This is a genomic window from Kitasatospora sp. NPDC088160 (genome assembly GCF_044741445.1).
Lineage (GTDB): Bacteria > Actinomycetota > Actinomycetes > Streptomycetales > Streptomycetaceae > Kitasatospora.
Genome location: NZ_JBIUSS010000035.1, coordinates 68,895 through 84,540, shown reverse-complemented (window position 1 = coordinate 84,540; position 15,646 = coordinate 68,895). Strand labels below are relative to the sequence as shown.

The 15,646-nt window shown below is 73.0% G+C and carries 12 protein-coding genes; 6 read left to right on the top strand and 6 right to left on the bottom strand.

Translation table 11 applies throughout. The features are described from left to right. Positions 1-91 precede the first annotated feature (91 nt). A complete protein-coding gene (locus tag ACIOGZ_RS37985; protein ID WP_400989272.1) occupies positions 92-652 on the bottom strand; it encodes a TetR/AcrR family transcriptional regulator in 561 nt (186 codons plus the stop codon). Between the two features lie 494 nt (positions 653-1,146). On the opposite strand from ACIOGZ_RS37985, the gene ACIOGZ_RS37980 reads away from it, so the two are divergent. The 4 genes from ACIOGZ_RS37980 (at position 1,147) to ACIOGZ_RS37965 (ending at position 5,743) form a co-directional block, all read left to right on the top strand. Continuing rightward, on the top strand, positions 1,147-2,139 hold the full coding sequence (locus tag ACIOGZ_RS37980; protein ID WP_363582044.1) for a tetratricopeptide repeat protein: 993 nt from the start codon (positions 1,147-1,149) through the stop codon (positions 2,137-2,139). A 719-nt stretch (positions 2,140-2,858) separates the two neighbouring features. After that, entirely contained in the window at positions 2,859-3,521 is a 663-nt protein-coding gene (locus ACIOGZ_RS37975) for a DUF6230 family protein (RefSeq protein ID WP_063347768.1), read from the top strand. Positions 3,522-3,653: 132 nt separating this feature from the next. Further along, positions 3,654-4,295, top strand: coding sequence for a DUF6114 domain-containing protein (locus ACIOGZ_RS37970; protein ID WP_363628716.1), 642 nt, complete (start codon positions 3,654-3,656; stop codon positions 4,293-4,295). After that, the gene (locus ACIOGZ_RS37965) at positions 4,292-5,743 is read left to right on the top strand and encodes a hypothetical protein (protein WP_400989269.1); all 1,452 of its coding nucleotides are present in this window, start codon (positions 4,292-4,294) and stop codon (positions 5,741-5,743) included. The genes ACIOGZ_RS37970 and ACIOGZ_RS37965 overlap by 4 nt, the downstream gene beginning before the upstream one ends. A gap of 98 nt (positions 5,744-5,841) precedes the next feature. Here the strand turns inward: ACIOGZ_RS37965 and pyk are convergent, their stop codons facing one another. The 3 genes from pyk to pta all read right to left on the bottom strand — a co-directional run bounded on the left by pyk (position 5,842) and on the right by pta (position 10,728). Beyond that, complete coding sequence (pyk, locus tag ACIOGZ_RS37960; RefSeq protein ID WP_063347766.1) at positions 5,842-7,269, bottom strand: pyruvate kinase; 1,428 nt, start codon at positions 7,267-7,269, stop codon at positions 5,842-5,844. 94 nt (positions 7,270-7,363) lie between these two features. Beyond that, a complete protein-coding gene (locus tag ACIOGZ_RS37955) occupies positions 7,364-8,578 on the bottom strand; it encodes an acetate kinase (protein WP_363582050.1) in 1,215 nt (404 codons plus the stop codon). Continuing rightward, positions 8,575-10,728, bottom strand: a complete 2,154-nt coding sequence (pta, locus tag ACIOGZ_RS37950; protein ID WP_363582052.1) for a phosphate acetyltransferase — start codon at positions 10,726-10,728, stop codon at positions 8,575-8,577. Before pta ends, ACIOGZ_RS37955 begins: the two co-directional genes overlap by 4 nt. Positions 10,729-10,906: 178 nt before the next feature. On the opposite strand from pta, the gene ACIOGZ_RS37945 reads away from it, so the two are divergent. Beyond that, complete coding sequence (locus tag ACIOGZ_RS37945; RefSeq protein ID WP_363582054.1) at positions 10,907-11,188, top strand: type II toxin-antitoxin system prevent-host-death family antitoxin; 282 nt, start codon at positions 10,907-10,909, stop codon at positions 11,186-11,188. Next, entirely contained in the window at positions 11,185-11,589 is a 405-nt protein-coding gene (locus ACIOGZ_RS37940; RefSeq protein ID WP_363582056.1) for a type II toxin-antitoxin system VapC family toxin, read from the top strand. The genes ACIOGZ_RS37945 and ACIOGZ_RS37940 overlap by 4 nt, the downstream gene beginning before the upstream one ends. Positions 11,590-11,637: 48 nt before the next feature. Here the strand turns inward: ACIOGZ_RS37940 and glgB are convergent, their stop codons facing one another. Then, complete coding sequence (gene glgB / locus ACIOGZ_RS37935; protein ID WP_363582058.1) at positions 11,638-14,040, bottom strand: 1,4-alpha-glucan branching enzyme; 2,403 nt, start codon at positions 14,038-14,040, stop codon at positions 11,638-11,640. 109 nt (positions 14,041-14,149) lie between these two features. Further along, positions 14,150-15,640, bottom strand: coding sequence for a maltokinase N-terminal cap-like domain-containing protein (locus ACIOGZ_RS37930; RefSeq protein WP_363582060.1), 1,491 nt, complete (start codon positions 15,638-15,640; stop codon positions 14,150-14,152). Positions 15,641-15,646: the final 6 nt, after the last annotated feature.

The window sequence follows — 15,646 nt, the reverse complement described above, 5'->3', positions numbered from 1 at the left end:
AACGCTCCCAACACCGCAACTGGCCGCAACCAGAACCGGCGACAGTCACCATCACCCAGCCAGGAGCAACCTAAAGTCACCGGCATTGGGCCTAGTTGGCCAGCAGGCTGGGGAAGGGGCCGAGCAGCAGGTTGGTGAAGCGGCGGGTCCAGTCGGCGGTGATCGGCTCGCCGCTGACCAGGACGCGGTGCTCGACCGTCCCGGCGATGGTGTCGAAGATGATGTCGATCTCCTCGTCGGCCGTCCGCGGGTCGGCGTCCGGGGCGAGTTCGCCGCGCGCCTGGGCGGCCGCCCGGCCCTGCCGGACCAGGCGCTTCTGCGGGTCGACGATGGCCTCCCGGATGCGGCGGTGCAGGTGCGGGTCACGGGTGCCCTCGGCGAACAGCGCGAGCAGCGCGGCCTGGGTCTCGGGGCGGGCCAGCAGGTCGGCGAACTGGGCGACCACCGCCTCGATGTCGGCCCGCAGGCTGCCGAGGTCGGGCATCACCAGGTCGTCGAAGAGGCTGGCGACGGCGTCCACCACGAGTTCGTTCTTGGACGGCCAGCGGCGGTAGAGGGTGGTCTTGGCGACCTTGGCGCGGGTCGCGACGTGGCCCATGGTCAGCCCGCCCCAGCCGAGTTCGGCGAGGGCCTCGCGGGTGGCGTCGAGGATGGCGCGGTCGGCGGCGGCACTGCGCGGGCGCCCCTTGGCCCTGGTCGTGGCACCCGCCGAGGGGGCGGGGCCGTCCGCGGTCTCCGGGCCCGTGACGTCCGGGTTCGCGGGGGGCTGGGGGGCCGGCAACCGGGCCTCCTTGCGCTCTACTGGTGAGTAACATGGGTGGGGCTGGTAACGGTAGCGGCTGTTCGCCCGTTCGGGCAGCCGGGCCGCCCCGGAAAGTGGGGCAGGTCACGTCGCGGAACCGCCGATGGGGCTTGCGGCCGGGACCCCGGCTCCAGTTACGCTACGACTCGTAGCGAAAGCAGTGACAACCAGGCGCCGCACCCGTGGGACGGGGCGGCGCGGGCGCGGGTGGGGATCCGCGCCGAACGGTTCAGGCTACCGGGGGAGGGCCACCGCGCCCGGGAATCCGCGCCGCGCGGCCCGTGCGGGGCGACTTTCCCGAGGTTGGTTGCCCGCAGGCGGCGCGGACGGGGGAGGATGGTGCCATGCAGCCACGGAATTCGCGTCTCAACAGCTCCGCCCTGCGCGGTGCGGTCGACCTCGCCGCAGTGAAGGCAGCCGGCGAGGCTGCCCAGAAGGCCGAGCAGGCCCGGGTCGAGCGGGCCCGCCAGGCGGCCGCCGACGAAGCGGCCGGGGTCGCCCCCGCGCAGTCCGCCTACGCGCTCGTCATCGACGTCACCGAGGACACCTTCGAGGCCGAGGTCGTCCAGCGCTCCACCGAAGTGCCGGTCGTCATCGACTTCTGGGCCGAGTGGTGCGGCCCCTGCAAGCAGCTCAGCCCGATCCTGGAGGGCCTGGCCGAGGAGTACGCCGGCCGGTTCGTGCTCGCCAAGATCGACGTGGACGCCAACCCGCTGATCTCCCAGCAGTTCGGCATCCAGGGCATCCCGGCCGTGATGGCCGTGGTGGCCGGCCAGTTGGTACCGCTGTTCCAGGGCGCCGAGAGCGCGGCCAACGTCCGCAAGGTGCTGGACCAGCTGATCCTGGTCGCCGAGCAGCGCTTCGGCGTGGTCGGCGGCGCCGGGGCCCCGGGCGAGGCGTCGGACGCCGCCCCGCAGCGGCCGGAGGACCCGGCCCTGGCCGCCGCGCACGACGCGCTGGACAGCGGCGACCTGGGCGGCGCCGTCCAGGCCTACCGGAACGTGCTGGCCGACCAGCCGGGCAACACCGAGGCCAGGCTGGGCCTCGCCCAGGCCGAACTGCTGCAGCGGATCGAGAGCGTGGACCCGCAGGCCGTCCGCGCCGCGGCCGCGGCCGACCCGAAGGACGTCGAGGCCCAGCTGCGGGCGGCCGACCTGGACCTGGTGGGCGGTCACGTCGAGGACGCCTTCGGCCGGCTGGTGGACACCGTCGGCCGGACCGCCGGTGAGGACCGGGACGCCGCCCGGCTGCGCCTGCTGGAGCTGTTCGAGGTGATCGGCCCGGACGACCCGCGGGTCACCGCGGCCCGCACCGCGCTGGCGCGCGTGCTGTTCTGACGCCGCCTCCGGTTCGGGCCCGGTCGGTCCCGGGCGGGTCCTGGCACGGCGGATGACCTGCGGTGTCGCCGGGTGATTTGGCGACAATCCGGTCAACCGGACAGAGGTTTACCAAATCTTGACAACACCCGTGGACAGTCACACCTGGTGACTGTCCACGGGTGTTTCGTTCGTGTTTCCGGCGGATTTCTTCGTCACGTTTCCTTCAAGACGTCACACACGGTGCATGTCGCGTCGATTTCATGATCAACGCTGTCGGGTGTTGCATTACCCGTCAGTAAGGAACCTCTTGTGCTTCGCCCGGGATTCGAGCACGATCGGCGACGCCCGGTCCCTGACTCCACACCCTCCGATCCGGTCGGCCACGTGGAGCACGGGATCCCCACCGGGTGATCCGTCGGCCCCGGTCGGCGGTAGGGAGGGCAGGGGGGTATCCGCGGTCCCACGGCGGTTCCTGTCCTTCGACCGGCCGCGCGGCCCTGCGCGGTCGCTGGTTGTCGCTCGGGGGTGATCGCCGATGTCGTCGGTCCTGCCCGCCGCCCCGCAAGGGCGGCCGGTGGAGGGACGGGAGTGCCGCTGTGTGCCGGCCGCTCCCGCGTCCGACGACGCCCAAGGCGCTCTCCGCTACCGAGGACGTAGCTCTCTCCCATCCCAGTCCCCCACCGGCGCGGGCGCGCCGCCGGGGAGCCGGAGATGTACGTCCTAGAAGGAGGACTCGCATGTCCCAGACCTACGGCAAGACCCGCTGGAAGCGCTTCGCCCTGGTGATGGTGCCGAGCATCGCGGCCACCGCGATGGTCGGCGCCGCCATGGCCAACAACGCGCTGGCGGCTTCGTTCAGCGTCTCCGGCCAGAGCTTCAAGGTCACCACGCCGGAGCTGCACGGCAAGAACTTCGCCCAGTTCGGCTCGATCGACGCCGAGGTGAACGGCACTCCGCACCCGGTCGCGGTCTCGGCCTTCGACGAGGCGACCATCAAGGGCCTCTGCCAGTCGGTGGTGACCGACCCCAACGTCATCCCCGGCCTGCCGTGGAAGCTGCCCAAGATCGTCCTTCGCCTGGAGGCGGGCAACAGCGACGACGTCAAGAAGCAGGTCTACGCCAAGAACCTGCTGATCGACCTCGACCAGCTGAACGCGGACGCCGAGTTCACCAACATCAACATCGGCCAGGACGCCTCGACCCTCAAGGGCGAGGCCACCCAGGGCTGGAAGTCCAAGCTCGGCGGCCTGCCGTCCGGCGCGACCGGCTTCGCCCAGGCCGCCGACAAGGCCGACCTGTACAACGTGCAGCAGACCGCCTGGGCCACCTCGGCCGGCACCTTCAAGCTCCCCGGCCTGAAGCTCGCGCTGCACACCGACGGCACCGGCGAGTGCTACTAGGCCGTTGACGGGCGGCGGACCGGGCCCGGTCCGCCGCCCCGACGGCACCTGTGGGACCGGTGGTGGCGCGTGCGCCGTCGCCGGATCCCGTGTCTCGTCCATCCCTCGTTCACACCATCGAGGAGCTGCACCGTGTCCAGCGCCCTTGCCTCATTCCGGCCCGCCGAGCACGAGAACCCCGTCCAGTGGCTGCGCCGGGTGTTCCGTACCTTCCGTCGGACGCGGCCGTACTACGGCGGCCTGCTGGCCATGATCGCCGGCGTCCCGATCATGTACTTCCCGTACGCCAAGCTCTCGTTGGGCGGCATGACGGTGGCCATGGCCACCACGGCGGGCGCCGGATCGCTGATCATCGGCGTGCTGCTGATCGTGCTCGGGCTGACCGCGTGGTTCCAGCCGACCGTGCGGGTCTTCGCGGGAGTCGCCACCACGCTGCTGACGCTGGTCTCGATCCCGGTCTCCAACCTGGCCGGGTTCGGCCTGGCGCTGCTGCCGGGGCTGATCGGCGGCGGCCTGATGGCGTCCTGGGCGCCGCTGCCGGAGCCGAAGGCGGCCAAGACCGCCGTCGCCGCGAGCGTCGCCGCCGAGGCCCCTGCTGCTGAGGCCCCCGCACTTGGGACACCGGCCTCCGAGGCCGCCGTCGGCGAGAGCGCGGTCGTCGTCGAGAACGTCGCCACCGAGCCCGCGGCGGCCGGAGCGCCCACCGCGAAGCTGCCCGCACAGGCCGCGTCGAACGAGCAGGCCGCCGCCGTGGACCCGAAGGAGGCGCGGTGAGCGCGTCGGAGGACCAACCGCAGCGCGCCGGTCGACACGTGGCGCCGCGCACGCCCGTCCGGGTCCGGCTGAGAGGCCGCGCGCTGGCGATGGCCGCGGTGCCGACGGCGCTGCTGATGGCCGCCGCGTACACCCCCAACCCGGCCGTCGCCGAGTCCACGGCGGGCAAGCCCTGCGGGACCGCGCCCGCCACCGTGCCGGACGTCGCACCGCTGGAGACGCCCGTCCCCAAGAGCGAGCTGCCCGAGCCGCCGCCCGGTCCGTCCACGGCGCCCCCCACCGTGCCCTCGACGGCGCCCTCGACGGGGCCGAGCGCGATCCCCACCCAGACGCCGACCACCGCGCCCGCCCAGCAGCCCTCCGCGCCGGCCGGTACGCCGAGCGCCGGCGCGACGCCGACCGATGCCCCGACCGGCGCGGCCACCACCCCGGCGACCACGCCGCCGGTCGCCCGCTCCGCCGCCCCCGGCGGTTCGGACACGGCCCACCGGGCCGGGCTGATCGACGACGTCCTGGGCGGCGTCAACCACCTGCTGGACCCGGGTGGTTCACCGAGCCCGACGCCGAGCGCCAAGTCGACCGGCACCCCCGCTCCGGCCACCACCCAGGCCCCCGCGCCGGCCGTCCCGGCCCCGCGCGCCGGGACGCCGGCCCAGCCGCAGGCCCCGACGACCGGGGCCCCGGCCGACGCGCAGCCCGGCACCCCGCCGCCGCCCGCCGCCGGCAGCGGCGAGCAGGCCCCGGCGGGCGACCAGGCCTCGCCCGCCGCGACGGCCTCCGCCGCCGGTGGCCCGGCCGGCGGCACGACGGGGAAGCCGAGCGGCAAGGCGAGCCCGAGTACGGCCCCCGCCACCCCGTCCGGGGCCGCCGGCGACACCCCGGCGTCCTCGCCGAGCGCGAACCCCAACTGCGCGGTGGACACCAGCGGCCTGACCGCCGGCGCGCCCGCCACCGGGGACGTCGTCCCGCAGCAGAACTGGACGCTGGCGACCAGCCGGCTGGCGCTGCACGGCGCGGCCTTCCACGGCGTCTACGACGTGCGGACCCCGACCGGCACCAAGCGGGTGCTGAAGTTCGTGGTGGACAGCGTCGACATCGACAACCTCGACATGTCGACGTTGCAGGGCAACGGCAAGACCTTCCACGTGAAGGGCGCCCCCGGCTCGACCTCGACCATGCGCAAGGGCCCGGTCACGATGTACGTGGAGCGACTGTCCGGCCACCTCTCCAAGGTGCTCGGCCTGCCGATCCCGATCGACCTGGGCGAGATCACCCTCACCCCGGACACCCTGCCGCGCTGGCTGTACGACCTGATCGGCTCGATCCCGATCCCGCTGGACCTGGAGCTGACCGGGGTCACCGCCAAGCAGGCCGGCCAGTTCGGCGGCACGCTGACCATTCCCGGCATGCGCCTGTTCAACGACGACGCGCCCTACAGCGACAAGTAGGCGACCGGTAGCCGCGCCACGGCGGCGACGTCGCGAGAACGCCCGTGGGGCGGCCCTCCACCGGAGGACCGCCCCACGGGCGTCGGAACCACGGGGTGTTACTCGCCCCGGGTGCCCAGGTGGTGCACCTGGACCATGTTGGTGTTGCCGGGGATGCCGGGGGGCGAGCCGGCGGTGACGATGACGGTCGCGCCCTCGGCGAGCTGGCCCATGCTGAGCAGCTCGCGGTCGACCTGGGCGACCATCGCGTCGGTGGACCCGACCTGCTCGGTGACGTGCGCCTCGACGCCCCAGCTCAGCGAGAGCTGGTTGCGGGTGGCGACGTCCGGGGTGAACGCGATCACCGGGATCGGCGAACGGTAGCGGGACAGGCGGCGGGCGGTGTCACCGGACTTGGTGAACGCGACCAGCGCCTGGCCGTTCAGGAAGTCGCCCAGCTCGCACGCGGCGCGGGCGATCGAGCCGCCCTGGGTGCGCGGCTTGCGACCCGGGTTGAGCGGCTGGAGGCCCTGGGAAAGCAGCTCCTCCTCGGCCCTCTCGGCGATCCGGCTCATGGTGCGGACGGTCTCGATCGGGTACTTGCCGACGCTCGACTCGGCGGACAGCATGACCGCGTCGGTGCCGTCCAGGATGGCGTTGGCGACGTCGGAGACCTCGGCGCGGGTGGGGCGCGAGGCGTGGATCATCGACTCCATCATCTGGGTGGCGACGATGACGGGCTTGGCGTTGCGGCGGGCCAGCGTGATCAGCTGCTTCTGGACCAGCGGCACCCGCTCCAGCGGGTACTCGACGGCCAGGTCGCCGCGGGCGACCATGATGGCGTCGAAGGCGAGGACGATCTCCTCCATGGCCTCGACGGCCTGCGGCTTCTCGATCTTGGCGATGACCGGCACGCGGATGCCGACCTCGTCCATGACCTCGTGGACGTCCTTGACGTCGTCCGCGTTGCGGACGAAGGACAGGGCGACCATGTCGACGCCCAGGCGCAGCGAGAAGCGCAGGTCGTCCTTGTCCTTCTCGGACAGGGCGGGCACGTTCACGGCCGCGCCGGGCAGGTTGATGCCCTTGTTGTTCGAGAGCACGCCGCCCTCGATCACCACGGTCTTCACCCGCGGGCCGTCGACGCTGACGACCTCCAGGGCGATGACGCCGTCGTTGATCAGGATCGGGTCGCCGGGCTTGACGTCGCCGGGCAGGCCCTTGTAGGTGGTGCCGCAGATGTGCTGGTCACCGGGGACGTCCTCGGTGGTGATGGTGAACTCGTCGCCGTTGTCGACGGTCACCGGGCCGTTGGCGAAGGTCGCCAGACGGATCTTGGGACCCTGGAGGTCGGCCAGGACGCCGATGGCCTTGCCGGTGTCCTCCGAGACCTGGCGGACCTTGCGGTACCGCTCCTCGTGGTCCGCGTGGTTGCCGTGGCTCATGTTCAGTCGGGCGACGTTCATGCCCGCCTCGACGATGGCCTTCAGCTGTTCGTAGGAGTCCGTCGCCGGACCCAGGGTGCAGACAATTTTCGCTCGGCGCATATGGATCAGTCTATCCGTTCGTGTTATAGGTGCATTCGGCACGAATCGTGAGGAATCGCCAACGAAGGATCCCGAGGGGCGAGACGGCGTCCGGTCAGTCCCCGGACCGCCGGTGGACCAGGGCGAAGGCCTGTCGGGCGATCTCCAGTTCCTCGTCGGTGGGCACCACGGCGACCGCCACCCGGGCGTACGCGGGCGAGATGATCCGGGCCTCGCCGGAGCGCACCGAGTTCAGCTCGGGGTCGACCGCGATGCCCAGTTCGTCCAGCCCGGCGGTGGCCGCCGCGCGCACCGGCGCCGCGTTCTCCCCGACGCCCGCGGTGAACGCGATCGCGTCCACCCGGCCGAGCACGGCGTAGTAGCCGCCGATGTACTTGCGCAGCCGGTGGATGTACGCGTCGAAGGCGAGCTTCGCGTCGGCGTCCCCGGCCCCGGCCCGGCGCATGATCTCGCGCATGTCGTTGTCGCCGCACAGGCCGCGCAGACCGCTGCGGCGGTTGAGCAGGTCGTCGATCTCGTCGATCGACAGCCCGCCCACCCGGTGCAGGTGGAACACCACACCGGCGTCGATGTCGCCCGAGCGGGTGCCCATGACCAGGCCCTCCAGCGGGGTCAGGCCCATCGAGGTGTCCAGGCAGCGACCACCGGCGACCGCCGAGGCGGAGGCGCCGTTGCCCAGGTGCAGCACGATCACGTTCACCTCGGCCGGGTCCTTGCCGAGCAGCCGGGCGGTGGCCCGCGAGACGTACTGGTGCGAGGTGCCGTGGAAGCCGTAGCGGCGCACCCGGTGCTCGTCGGCCACGGCCTTGTCGATCGCGTACCGGGCCGAGAACTCGGGCATCGAGGCGTGGAAGGCGGTGTCGAAGACGGCCACCTGGGGGAGGTCCGGGCGCAGCGCGCGGGCCACCTCGATGCCGGTGATGTTGGCCGGGTTGTGCAGCGGCGCGACCGGGATCAGCCGGCGGATCTCCTTGAGCACGTCGTCGGTGACCACGGTCGGCTCGGTGAACCGCTTGCCGCCGTGCACCACCCGGTGGCCGATCGCGGCCAGCTCGGGGGAGTCCAGCCCGAGGCCGTCGGCGGCCAGCTCCTCGGCGACGGCCTTCAGGGCGGCGGAGTGGTCCGGGAAGAGCTGCGGCAGCTCGCGCGGCCCGCCCGAGTGCGGGGTGTGCACCAGCCGCCCGCCGGGCTCGCCGATCCGCTCCACCAGGCCGGAGGCCAGCCGGGCACCGTCCAGCATGTCGATCAGCTGGTACTTCACCGACGAGGAGCCGGCGTTCAGGACGAGAACGCGCGTTCCTTCGCTCATGCCTTCGGCTCCTTCTCGTCCTGGGCCTGGATGGCGGTGATCGCGACGGTGTTGACGATGTCCTGGACCAGCGCGCCGCGCGAGAGGTCGTTGACGGGCTTGCGCAGGCCCTGGAGGACGGGGCCGACCGCCACCGCGCCCGCCGAGCGCTGGACCGCCTTGTAGGTGTTGTTGCCGGTGTTGAGGTCCGGGAAGATCAGCACGGTCGCCCGGCCCGCCACCGCGGAGCCCGGCAGCTTGGTGGCCGCGACGTGGGCGTCCACCGCCGCGTCGTACTGGATCGGGCCCTCGACCAGGATGTCCGGCCGCAGCTCGCGGACCAGCTCGGTGGCCTTGCGGACCTTGTCGACGTCCGCGCCGGACCCGGAGGTGCCGGTCGAGTACGAGAGCATCGCGACCCGCGGCTCCACCCCGAACTGGGCGGCGGTGGCGGCGGACTGGATCGCGATGTCGGCCAGCTGCTGGGCGTCCGGGTCGGGGTTGACCGCGCAGTCGCCGTACACCAGCACCTTGTCGGCCAGGCACATGAAGAAGACGCTCGACACGATGGCCGCGCCCGGCGAGGTCTTGATCACCTCGAAGGCGGGCCGGATGGTCGCGGCGGTGGAGTGCACCGCGCCGGAGACCATGCCGTCGGCGATGCCCTCCTGGACCATCAGGGTGCCGAAGTACGAGACGTCGGTGACCACGTCCAGCGCCAGCTCGACGGTCATCCCCTTGTGGGCGCGCAGCCGGGCGTACAGCTCGGCGAACTGGCGGCGCAGCGGGCTGGTGGTCGGGTCGACGATCCGGACCTGGGCGCGGTCGGTGCCCGACTGCTCCTGCGGGAGGTCGATGCCGAGGCTCGCGGCCTTGCGGCGCACCGCGTCGGCCTCGCCGAGCAGGGTGAGGTCGCAGATGTTGCGGCGCAGCAGGATCTCGGCCGCGCGCAGCACCCGTTCCTCGGTGCCCTCCGGCAGGACGACGTGCCGCCGGCTCGCCCGGGCCCGCTCCAGCAGCTCGTGCTCGAACATCATCGGGGTGACGCGCTCGGACCGGCCGACCTCGATCAGGTTGGTCAACTCGGCCGTGTCGACGTGCAGTTCGAACAGCCCGAGGGCGATCTCGGCCTTCCGCGGACTGGCCGCGGTGAGCTTGCCCTCCAGGTGGGTGAGGGCCGCGGCGGTCGGCCAGCTGCCCTCCGGGACGACCGCGACCGGGGTGCCGGGGGCGAGTCGGGCGGCCAGCGCCATCACGTTCGGGCCGGGGTGCTGGCCGAGCGTCAGCAGCACGCCGGCGATCGGCGGGGCGCCGGCGGCGTGCGCGGCCAGCGAGCCGATCACCAGGTCGGCGCGGTCCCCGGGGGTGACGACCAGGGCGCCCTCGGTCAGGGCGTCCAGGAAGGTGGGCAGCATGGCGCCGCCGAAGACGAAGCCGCGGACGTCCCGGGCCAGGCCGGCGGCGTCCCCGAGCAGGACCTCGGCGCCGGTCGTCTCGACCAGCTGGGCGACGGTCGGCGCGGCCAGCGCCGGCTCCTCCGGGATGACGTAGGCGGGGATCGGCAGCTTCTCGGTGAGCTTGCGCTGGATCCGCTGCTTGGCGCCCGGGGCGACCCGGTTGGCGATCATCGCCAGGGTCTCGCAGCCCAGGTCGGTGAACGCCCGGTGGGCGTTGCGGACCTCGGCGATGACGGCCTCCGGGTCCTCGGCGTGCCCGCCGACGACCGGCAGCACGGCGGCGCCGAACTCGTTGGCCAGCCGGGCGTTGAAGGCCAGCTCGTCCGGGATGTTGGTGTCGGCGAAGTCGGTGCCGAGCACCAGCACCGCCTGGCAGCGCCGCTCCAGCGCGCGGAAGCGGTCGACCAGGGCGGAGACCAGCTCGTCCTGCCCCCGGGCGGCCTGCAGCGCGGCGGCCTCCTCGTAGCTGAGCCCGTACAGCTCGGAACTCGGCAGGTCGATCCGGTACCGGCCGCGCAGCAGCTCCACCACGTGGTCCGAGCCCGGCTCGGACCCGGCCCGGTGGCCGGCAGACGCCCCCGCGTGCGCGTGCACCAGCGGCCGGAACACCCCGACCCGGTCCACCTGGCGGGTGAGCAGTTCCATGACCCCGAGTTCGACCGCCTGCCGGCCGTCCCCCCGGTCGATACCGGTCACGTACACGCTGCGCGCCACGTGGGTGTCTCCGTCCCGTCGTCTCGGAATATGGCCATATCGACCATACCTTCGCACCACGAACGGGCGTCCGCGAGCAGAGCGGCCGAGTCGGGGCAAGGGCTGAACGTCCTGGGCGTGGGGTTTGCGCCGCCGCCCGCCCTTGATGTACCTACATGACGTAGTTACATTGGAGGGCATGGAGACCATGGGACTGCGTGAGCTGAACCAGAACCCGTCCAAGGCGGTCGCGCGGGTCCGGGCCGGCGCGACGATCGTCGTCACCGACCGCGGGCGGCCCGTGCTGAGACTCGTGCCGGAGGAACCCCCGGCGACGGTCCTCGAACGCATGGTCGCGGCCGGCGAGGTCACCCCGCCCGCCGAGGAGGGCATGCCCGAGCTGGCCCTCGACCTGTTGCCGGAGATCGGCAGCCTCTCGGACCTCCTGGTGGAGGACCGCGAACGGGAGCGGAACCGTTGATCTACCTCGACTCCTGCGCGCTGCTGAAGTTCATCAAGCCGGAGCCGGAGACGGCCGCAGTGCGGGCGTGGCGGCAGGCGCTGCCCGCCGGGACCGAGCTGATCACCAGCGCGCTGGCCCGGCTGGAGATCACCCGCGCCCTGCTCCGCGCGGGCCTGGCCCACCAGCAGGTCCCCTACTACGTGGACCAGGCGCTCCGGGGCAGCCACCAGGTCGACCTCAGCAGCGCGGTGCTCGCCCGGGCGCTCTCCTACCGCACTCCGCGCCTCGGCTCGCTGGACGCGTTGCACCTGGCCAGCGCGGACCCGTTCCGCACGGAGCTGACCGAGTTCATCACCTACGACCGCGAGCTGGGCAGGGCCGCGGAGGACCTCGGCTTCCCGGTGTCGGCGCCGAGCTGAGCGCCTGCCCGGCCGGGCAGGCGCTCAGACACTCTGGTGCTCAGGCCCTCAGCGGGCCGGGCGGAGCCAGAGGGTGGCGAGCGGGGGGAGGACCAGTTCGGCGGAGCGGGGCTGGTCGTGCCAGGGGGTCGGTTCGGCCTTGACCGGGTGGGAGTTGCCGATGCCGCCGCCGCCGTAGGCCTCGGCGTCGGTGTTGAGCAGTTCCTCCCACAGCTGGTCGCGGCCGTCCAGGTCGGGCAGACCGACCCGGTGGCCGTGCCGGACGACGGGGGAGAAGTTGCAGACCGCGACCAGCGGCGAGCCGTCGGCCCCGTACCGGACGAAGGAGAGCAGGTTGTCCTCGGCGGCGCCGCCGTCGAGCCAGCGGAAGCCGTCCGGGGTGGTGTCCCGCTCCCAGAGGGCGGGGGTGTCCAGGTAGTGCCGGTTGAGGTCGCGGACCAGCCGGCGGACGCCGCGGTGGTCCTGGTGGGCGGGCCACTGCTCGTCGAGCACCCACCACTGCGGGCCCTGCTCGTGGTCCCATTCAGCTCCCTGGGCGAACTCCTGTCCCATGAAGAGCAGTTGCTTGCCCGGGTGGGACCACATGAAGCCCAGGTAGGCGCGGTGGTTGGCGCGCTGCTGCCACCAGTCGCCGGGCATCTTGGAGACCAGCGCCTGCTTGCCGTGCACCACCTCGTCGTGCGAGATCGGCAGGACGTAGTTCTCCGAGTAGGCGTACACCATCGAGAAGGTGATCTCGTTGTGGTGGAACTTGCGGTGCACCGGCTCCTTGGACATGTAGACCAGCGAGTCGTGCATCCAGCCCATGTTCCACTTGAGCCCGAAGCCGAGGCCGCCGGCGTCGGTCGGGCGGGTGACGCCGTCCCAGGCGGTGGACTCCTCGGCGATGGTGACCACGCCGGGGCAGCGCCGGTAGACGGTGGCGTTCATCTCCTGGAGGAACGCGGCCGCGTCCGGGTTCTCCCGGCCGCCGTGCTGGTTGGGCGTCCAGGCGCCGCCCTCGCGGGAGTAGTCGAGGTAGAGCATCGAGGCGACGGCGTCCACCCGCAGGCCGTCGATGTGGAACTCCTCGCACCAGTAGACCGCGTTGGCGACGAGGAAGTTGCGCACCTCCGTGCGGCCGTAGTCGAACTCCAGGGTTCCCCAGTCGGGGTGCTCGGCGCGCAGCGGGTCGGCCGGCTCGTACAGCGGCTCGCCGTCGAAGCGGGCGAGCGCGAAGGCGTCCTTGGGGAAGTGGGCGGGCACCCAGTCGACGATCACGCCGATGCCGTGCCGGTGCAGGGTGTCGACCAGGTGGCGGAAGTCGTCGGGGCTGCCGAGCCGGGCGGTGGGGGCGTAGTAGCCGGACACCTGGTAGCCCCAGGAGCCGCCGAAGGGGTGCTCCATGACCGGCATGAACTCCACGTGGGTGAAGTTCAACTCCTTGAGGTAGCGCGGCAGTTCCTCGGCGATGGCGCGGTAGCTGGTGAGGTCGGGCCGCCAGGAGGCCAGGTGCAGCTCGTAGACGGACATCGGCGCCCGGTGGTGTGCGGCGCGGGCCCGGCGGGCCATCCAGTCGCCGTCCTGCCAGCGGTAGTCGGAGGAGGTGACCACCGAGGCGGTGGCGGGCGGGCACTGGGCGGCCCGGGCGAGCGGGTCGGCCTTGTCGAGCACCCAGCCCTGCCGGGTGTGGATCTCGTACTTGTACGCGGCGCCCTCGGCGAGGCCCGGGACGAAGAGCTCCCAGATGCCGGACGAGCCGAGCGAGCGCATCGGGTGCCCGGTGCCGTCCCAGTGGTTGAAGTCGCCGATCAGCCGGACGCCGACGGCGTTCGGCGCCCAGACCGCGAAGGCGGTGCCGGCGACGCCGTCGACGGTGCGCACGTGCGAGCCGAGGGCCTGCCATAGCTGCTCGTGCCGGCCTTCGGAGATCAGGTGCAGGTCGAGTTCGCCGAGGGTGGGCGGGGTGCGGTAGCCGTCGTGCTGGGCCAGCGGCTCGCCGCCGGGGTAGGTCACCAGCAGCCGGTAGTCCACGGCGTCGGCGCCGGCCACCAGCCCCGTGAACAACCCGCCCTGCTGATGGGTGAGTTCGGCCGGGCCCTGGGTGGTCTCGACGACCACCCGCTCGGCGAACGGGCGCAGCACCCGGATCGCGGTGCCGCCGTGCACCGGGTGCGCGCTGAGCAGGGCGTGCGGGTCGTGGTGCTGCCCGCCGACCAGCCGGTCCACCTCGGACGGCGGCAGCGGCGCCTCGGGCAGGCGCAGCGAGGCCGTGGGCGGGGCCGTGACCGGTGCGGACGCCGCGACTGGTGCGGACGCCGCGACTGGTACGGACTCCTCCGTCGGGGCGGGTTCGCCGGCCGGCCCGGACTCCTCGGCCGGGACGGGCTCGGGCCGGGGCGAGTCCGGGCCGGCCAGGAAGGTGGCCGGGACGGGGCGGGTGGTGCGGCCGGGCGGGTCGAGCGGCGTCACGGCTGGGTCCTCCTGCGACGGGGGGTGGGCTAACTCCAGGGCGGCGGAACCGGGGGTGCGGGTGGGGCAGGGGGCGGGCAGGGCAGGGGGTGCGGGCGGGCCGGAGCGGTCAGACGGTGAGGGCGAGCCGGTTGATCGCGGCGAGCGGGATCGGCAGCCAGCTCGGCCGGTGCCGGGCCTCGTACACGACCTCGTACACCGCCTTGTCGATCTCCAGGGCCCGCATCAGCTCCGGTGAGGCCGCCGGGTCGGCGCCGCCGCCGGCGGTGTAGCCGGCGCAGAAGGCGGTGCGGTTGCGCTGGGCCCAGGCGGCGGCGAGGTGGGCGAGTTCCGGATCGACCGGGCCGCCGGCGAGCAGGTGGGCGGCCGCGTAGTCGAAGGAGCGGAGCATGGCGGCGACGTCGCGCAGCGCGGGCTGGGGTTCGCGGCGTTCGTTGACGGACTTGGCGGGTTCGCCCTCGAAGTCCAGCAGCACCCAGCCGTGCGGGGTGCGCATGGCCTGTCCGAGGTGCAGGTCGCCGTGGATGCGCTGGACGGGCAGGCCGTCGGGGTGGGCGTCGGCGAGTTGCTGGAAGGCGGTGCGCAGTGCGGCCCGGTAGCGCAGCAGGCCGGGGACGGCGGCGACGGCGCTGTCCAGCCGGTCGGCCATGGTGGTGGCGAGCCGGCTGGTCTGGGCGCGGTCGAGCCGGGCGACCGGCATCGAGCGGGCCAGGACCCGGTGGACTTCGGCGGTGGCCCGGCCGAGCCGGTGGGCCTCGATGGCGAAGTTGCCGGGGGAGGGGTCGCCCTTGAGCCGGCCGACCTGGTCGAGGGCGAGCTCCCAGCCGTCCTCGGCGTCCGGCAGGTAGCGCTGGAGCAGCCCGAGGGTGGCGGGTTCGGCGCGTTCCAGCCGGCTCTCGAACCAGGCGGCGACCCGGGGGATCCGGGTGGAGCCGGCCCGGGAGAGGGCGAGGGAGAGTTCGAGGTCGGGGTTGGTGCCGGGGTGGATGCGGCGGAACAGCTTGAGGATGTACGAGGTGCCGTAGATGACCGAGCTGTTGGACTGCTCGGCGGTGGAGGCGCGGCCTGGGAGGTTGGCGGGGAGCCCGGAGCCGGGGGTCCGGCGGAAGGACAGCGAGCCGAACCGGTCGCCGGTGGCGAGGTGTTCCAGCAGCCGCCCGGTGAGTTCGGGGTCGTGGACGGCGTCGTAGAGCGCCGCGCCGTCGTACGGGCCCTGGTTGAGCCGGCCGAGCACGGCGCTGGGCTCGATGTCCGCGGGCCCCTCCGAGCGGATGCCGAGCAGGAGTTGGTAGATGTCGCCGTGCGGGGCGCCGGCCGTGGTGGCGTGCTCGACCCGCAGCAGCAGGTGCAGCAGGGCGGGGTCGCCGACCTGGAGCGGGGTTCCGACCATCGGGGTGAGGCCGGTGATGGGCCGTCCCTTTCCGGCGTACCACCGCTGGGTGGGGAGCCACTCGGCGATCAGCGGCAGCGCGGCCTGGACGAGTTCGCTGACCCCCAGGGCGGTTCTCCGGGCCCCGGTGCTCCGCGCGCCCGCCGGCGCGGCGGTGTCGGCGGGGGCGTCCTGCTGCACATGGGCTTGAGAACGGGAGGTTTCGGACATGACTCC